This is a genomic window from Nocardioides sp. (genome assembly GCF_031422975.1).
GTDB lineage: Bacteria > Actinomycetota > Actinomycetes > Propionibacteriales > Nocardioidaceae > Nocardioides.
Window position 1 is genome coordinate 1 of record NZ_JANPEO010000348.1, and the last position, 5,487, is coordinate 5,487.

The window sequence follows — 5,487 nt, forward strand, 5'->3', positions numbered from 1 at the left end:
GCGTGCATGATCATCTCGGCGCTGTCGGGGTCGAGTGGGTGGGTGCCGGTGTGGTCGCGGAGGTAGTAGCGGCCACGGGGGGTTCGCCAGAGATATCGCCCTGGCCCGGCTTGTCGACACTGGTAGCCGCCAAAGGTCTTCCAGCGGTGGTGGGTCCGGCGCAGTGGACCGGAGTTGTGGGTGCCGGTCTGGTCCGGTGGCCCGCGATGCTCGTAGGGCCGGGGATGGTCGTAGTCCACGCTGATCCGGGTGCCGGGTGGGGCGTAGGGGAAGACATCGCCGCCGGCGGTCTGCCAGGTGTGGTCGCGGAGCCGGTCGGGGTGTTCGTAGTCGGTGATCCTGATCCGCGCGTTGAGGTCGCGGACGGGTTGCAGGCTGATGTCGGCGTGGCCGAGGAGGTCGGCGAGGTGCTGGACGAGCATCGGTCCGATGCCCTCGACCCGCGCGATGCCGGCGCTGCCCGTGACGGCTCCTCGGAGAGCTTGGTCGGTGAGGTGGACGTGCACGACCGCTTTGGGGCGCAGGGAGGCGAGTTGGCGGGTCGTGAGCGCGGCGAGTCCGGCGAGGGTGTCGACCAGGTGGCTGGGCGCCCAGACCGGGCGGGCCTCGCCCTCGTCCTCGTCCTCGCCCTCGTTCTGGCGTGCTGCCTCGTGCTCGGTCTGGGTGTGTTCGAGGAGGAGTTGCAGGAGGTCGGCGGGGCGGGCGAGCCAGCCGAAGGCCAGGGCGCGGAGCTCGTCGCGGTTGTGGTCGTGGCCGTGGGTGGTGGCGAGGATGTCGGCGACGCGGTCGAGGATCGCGTCGATCCATACGGCGTTGCCGTCGCTGACGCGGGCGATCACGGTGCGGAGGCCGGTTTCGTCGGCGCGGGAGAGAGCGACGTAGCGGCGTCGGGCTTCGAACGCGAGGCGCTCGGCCTCGTGGTCGGGGTCGGCCTCGATGGTCTTGGCGCGGGCGAGCTCGAGCACCACCGCGGGTGACTCCGCGGCGATCACGGCGGCGATGGCCCGGTCCACGATCCCGACCCGGTCGACGGCCAGGGGCCGGCTGATCACGGCGGCCTTCCGCGCGACCCACGGTTCGCACTCCAGGGCGCGGACCACGGCGAACGTGAGTGGCAGGCGGTGGCGCAGGTCGAGGATGTCGGCGATCACTGCGCGGGTGGTGGCGTGGTGGGTCTGGCGGGCGAAGGAGAGCTCGGCCAGGGCGAACTCGCGCATCGGTGGGGTGCCGTCGCCGCCGGGCTGGATCATCTTCTCCCGCGCGTGCGCGGGGAGGTCGGGGTCGTGCACCGGGAGGTCGGAGTGCAGGTCGGCCCAGTGCGCCGCGACGAGGAGGTCCTCGACCTCGGCGAGCCGTCGCGCCTGTGTCGCCGACTCGGCCAGCGCGAGGGTGGCCGCGGCGTCCAGGTCATCGAGGCGCCCGTCGGAACCGAAGCCCGCAGCGGGTCCTGGTGTGGTGTCGATGACGGCGGAGGTCATGATCCGATCCTATATCGAACACCTGTTCTGATACAAGGGATAGCTGTATCATTTGTGCAGTTCAAAGGCTTGTTGGCGGGCCGTCGAGGATCCGACAGGGCGTGGAGCGGATGATCCCCTGCGGAACCGTTGCGCCCGCACGCTCGTCCGAGCCAGATGAGCCCGCGCGGCCGCCTGGCCCTCACACTGTTCGCCGTGCTCGTCCTCGCCGCCTGCGGGACCCAGACCGGCCCGAGTGATGGGCCGGCTGCCACCGGGCCGGCATCGAGTGAACCGACCGCCCCGAGCACGCCGACCGTGACCGAGGTGACCTACCCGGTCGAGGTCGAGGAGCCCACCGCACATCCACCCAACCAGGTCTCGCTGCGACTCCCGGGCGGTGGCGTCGAGAAGCTCACGACGTGGTCCTACTGCCTGCCCGGCATCTGTGCCGACGGGTGGCGCGGCGACGGACGCAGCCTGTTCACCGTGGGCTCGCCCGAGCATGTCGACTTCACCTTCGGGGTCCCCGGCTGGGACTTCGAGGCGACGCTGGCGGAGCCCGGCGAGGGCGGCTGTCTGCGGCAGGTTCCCACGAGGGTCGAGCGACTCGATGCGCACACCTTCCGGGTCTTCCCGGCCGGACCCGCTCGCGAGTGGGTGGTCGACCTGTTCGGCCGTGGCCAGGACGGCTCCGTGTCGGGCAGCTTCCGGTGGACGACACCGACGGCCGGCGAGCTACCGATGGAGGCGACCGGCAGCCTGTCGGTGCTGGCCGACCACGACGGACAGCTGGACAGCTACGGCGTCGAGCTCGGCATCTCCCAGCTCGACCACGTGCCCGAGCGGGCCAGCGCCACGATCGAGGTGATCAGTGACAACGGCCGGGCCACCACGATCGATCTCGGCGCCCAGCGCGTGAGGTGCCGGATGGGCGCGGGCGGACTCTCCTTCGACCGCCAGGACGCCGCGCAGGCGGCGATCGACCTCGGAGGTGACTCGTTCACCTACGTCGTGCACCTCACGATGGACGGCGTCGACTACACCGGCACGGCGCACTGGCCCGAAGACACCAATGAGGAGATCACGCCGGCCGTGCCGCTCGCCTGGACGCCCGCCCTGCCCGGTTACGCCGGCTGACCCTGGCCGCGTCACACCTTCTCCAGCACGAGCCCGGCGAGCACGTCGGGGTCGGACAGCATGTCGATGGCCACGATGCGCTCGTCGATGACGGTGAAGTCGAAGACCACCTTGGCCTGCCCGCGATACATCCACGCCGCGCCCGCGAGGCCGTCGACGATCGTCAGGAGCGCCGACTGGGCACCTCCGTTGAAGCGGTTCGCCACGTCGCGAGCCCCGACCAGCAGCGGCACCGGCCCACCCATGGCCACCGCGGTGGCGTCGGCGCGGCACACGACGTCGGGGTCGAGGAGCTCGAGCAACGAGTCGAACTCGCCGGCCCGCGCGGCCTTGAGGAAGGCGTCGACGATCTCGCGTCCCGGAGCGGTGGCGGGGGTGGTGCCACGGATGCGTCGGCGTGCGCGGGAGGCGAGCTGGCGGGTGGCGGCGGGGGAGCGGTCGAGCATCTCGGCGATCTCGTCGAAGGACACCGCGAACAGGTCATGGAGGACGAAGGCCACCCGCTCGGGCGGGTTCAGCTCGTCGAGCACGGTCTGCATCGCACCACCCACCGCCTCGGCGACGACGACGTCGTCCTCCGGAGTCAGCGAGAAGTCGGAGCGTTCGAGATGCGCGTCGACGAGGTCCTCGCGCCGCGCCGTACGAGATCGCAGCTGATCGAGGCAGATCCGGCTCACGACCGTGGTCAGCCAGCCCCGGAGGTTCTCGACGTCCGAGACGTCGGTGCGCTCGTAGCGCAGCCAGGCTTCCTGGACCGCGTCCTCGGCGTCGCCGCCGGGCCCGAGGACCCGGGTCGCGACCGCAGTCAGGTGGGTCCGGTGCCCTTCGAAAGACTCCATGTCACATTCCTCTGCTCGGATCCGTCACCAGTCTGACGAACCAACCGCGCCGGTTGTGACCGGTCGAGACCAAGGAGAAGAGAAATGAGCCACTCAGTCATCATCCCCGTCACGGAGATCGACGCCGCGACCGCGTTCTACACCATCGCGTTCGGCATCGAGCCGCACACCGACACCCCCTACTACGTCGGCTACAACGTCGCCGGTCAGGAGATCGGGCTCAACCCCACCGGCCACGCGAGCGGCATGACCGGCACCGTCGTCTTCTGGAACGTCGACGACGTCGCCGCCAAGGTCGCCGAGGCCGAGGCGGCCGGAGCGACGATCACTCAGCCCGCGACCGAGGTCGGCGGCGGCGTCACCACCGCCATCGTCACCGACCCCCATGGCAACCAGCTGGGGTTCATCTCTCAGTGAGCAGGGAGGCCTCGTCGACCTCGTGGTCGACGGGGAGACCGGCCCGCCAGCTGTTCCAGTGCCAGCCGAGGTAGCGCTCGATCCCGCGCACCACGTGCGCCGAGCGGATCGACGGGAAGACGTCGAAGGCATGTTGTGCGCCCGGCAGCTCGGCGTACACGACTGACTTCTTCGAGACGCGGCGCAGCTTCTCCACGAACGCGCGGGCCTGGCCGACGTCGACCAGGGTGTCGCGGTCGCCGTGGATGACGAAGAAGTCGGGCTCGTCGCCGTCGATGCGCAAGATCGGCGAGGCGGCCTCGAAGGCCTCCGGGTCGTCGTCATACCTCTTCTTGAAGACCCTCGGCGCGAGGAACCCGTCCCGCATCGCCTTCGCGCTGCGCAGCCCGGTCGAGCCGGCGAGGTCGTAGACGCCGTAGTGCGGGACGGCTGCCTGGACGGACGTGTCGGCGTCCTCGAAGCCGGGCTGCCATTCCTTGTCGTGGGGCGTGACCGCGGCCAGGGCGGCGAGGTGGCCGCCGGCGGAGCCGCCGGTGATGACGATGTAGTCGGGGTTGCCGCCGTAGTCGGCGATGTGTTCCTTGACCCAGGCGATGGCCCGCTTCACGTCGATCACGTGGGCGGGGAACGGGTCGCGCGGAGCGAGGCGGTAGTTGATCGCGACGCACACCCACCCGCGCTGCGCCATGTGCTGCATGAGCGGGATGCCCTGCTGGTCCTTGGTGCCGAGGGTCCAGCCCCCGCCGTGGACCTGCAGCAGGACCGGCGCGCCGGCGAGCTGTTCGACGCCCGCCGGACGGTGGATGTCGAGCATGGAGCGGCGCCCGAACTCGGCATAGGCAATGTCCTTCTCCACCCGGACGGCGCGGTCCTTGAAGTTGAACGGGTTGACGAGCTTGGGCCACGGCGTCGCGAGCTCGGTCGGGGTGGGTACGGCGTCGAGCTGCTCGGCGTAGTCCACACCCAGGCCCTCCACGAGGGCGTCCTCGACCCGGTCCTTCACCTGCTGGGACTGGCGGATGATGTGGGCCAGACCCGCGGTGCTGGCGGCCGCGAGCGTGACGCCGAGCCTGGAACGCAGTCTGGAGCGTCTCGACGGGCGCAGCTGCGCCGCGGAGTCGAGCACCGTCAACGCCAGCATCTGCGGCGCCAGCTCGCCGAAGAGCCACCCCGCGAAGAAGGTGGGGACAGCCGCTTTCGGGTTCGACGGCGGACGGAGGGCGTTGGCGGTCAGGGCGGCCACGATGGCCTGGCGTCGCAGATAGCTCACGCGGCGACCCTAACGGTCACCTCAACGGAACTAGAACGTGTTCCGCGCGTTGATCCAGCATGCCGCCCATGGATCGCCTGTCCGGACTCGACGCCAGCTTCCTCTACCTGGAGTCGCCGGCCCAGCTCATGCACGTCTGCGGTCTGGTCATGCTCGACCCGGCCACCATGCCCGAGGGCTATTCGTTCGCCTCGATGCGCGCCGGCATCGAGGACCGCGTCCGCGACGTGGCCCACTTCACCCGCAAGACGAAGTCGGTGCCGTTGCGCCTCGACCACCCCGTGTGGGTGCGCGATGCGCACTTCGACATCGACCGTCACGTGCACCGGCTCGCGTTACCCCAGCCCGGCGGCTACGCCGAGCT

Annotated in this window: 5 protein-coding genes and 1 pseudogene; 3 read left to right on the top strand and 3 right to left on the bottom strand. The window is 70.3% G+C overall.

All coding sequences use genetic code 11. The features are described 5' to 3' along the window. Nucleotides 1-1,478 (bottom strand): annotated as a pseudogene (locus RMO85_RS10520) (hypothetical protein); the annotation flags it as partial. A gap of 195 nt (nt 1,479-1,673) precedes the next feature. Here RMO85_RS10520 and RMO85_RS10525 point away from each other — a divergent pair. Continuing rightward, nucleotides 1,674-2,597 carry a hypothetical protein gene (locus RMO85_RS10525; protein WP_310528679.1) on the top strand — a complete coding sequence of 308 codons (924 nt, stop codon included), beginning with the start codon at nt 1,674-1,676 and terminating at the stop codon, nt 2,595-2,597. A gap of 11 nt (nt 2,598-2,608) precedes the next feature. Here RMO85_RS10525 and RMO85_RS10530 read toward each other — a convergent pair whose 3' ends face one another. Then, complete coding sequence (locus RMO85_RS10530) at nt 2,609-3,436, bottom strand: sigma-70 family RNA polymerase sigma factor (protein ID WP_310528680.1); 828 nt, start codon at nt 3,434-3,436, stop codon at nt 2,609-2,611. Nucleotides 3,437-3,520: 84 nt separating this feature from the next. Here RMO85_RS10530 and RMO85_RS10535 point away from each other — a divergent pair, with 84 nt between their 5' ends. After that, nucleotides 3,521-3,853: a VOC family protein gene (locus tag RMO85_RS10535; RefSeq protein ID WP_310528681.1), complete on the top strand. Its 333-nt coding sequence runs from the start codon at nt 3,521-3,523 to the stop codon at nt 3,851-3,853. On the opposite strand, the gene RMO85_RS10540 is transcribed toward RMO85_RS10535, so the two are convergent. Then, a complete protein-coding gene (locus tag RMO85_RS10540; protein ID WP_310528682.1) occupies nt 3,840-5,123 on the bottom strand; it encodes an alpha/beta hydrolase in 1,284 nt (427 codons plus the stop codon). The two genes, RMO85_RS10535 and RMO85_RS10540, sit on opposite strands and share 14 nt — an antisense overlap. Nucleotides 5,124-5,191: 68 nt before the next feature. On the opposite strand from RMO85_RS10540, the gene RMO85_RS10545 reads away from it, so the two are divergent. Next, nucleotides 5,192-5,487, top strand: a 296-nt coding sequence (locus tag RMO85_RS10545; protein WP_310528683.1) for a wax ester/triacylglycerol synthase domain-containing protein, incomplete at its 3' end; no start/stop codon positions are given.

What these genes read in the sequence shown, in the direction of transcription:
- RMO85_RS10530 (WP_310528680.1), bottom strand. Translation starts at nt 3,436, where the DNA reads ATGGAGTCTTTCGAAGGGCACCGGACCCACCTGACTGCGGTCGCGACC.
- RMO85_RS10535 (WP_310528681.1), top strand. Translation starts at nt 3,521, where the DNA reads ATGAGCCACTCAGTCATCATCCCCGTCACGGAGATCGACGCCGCGACC.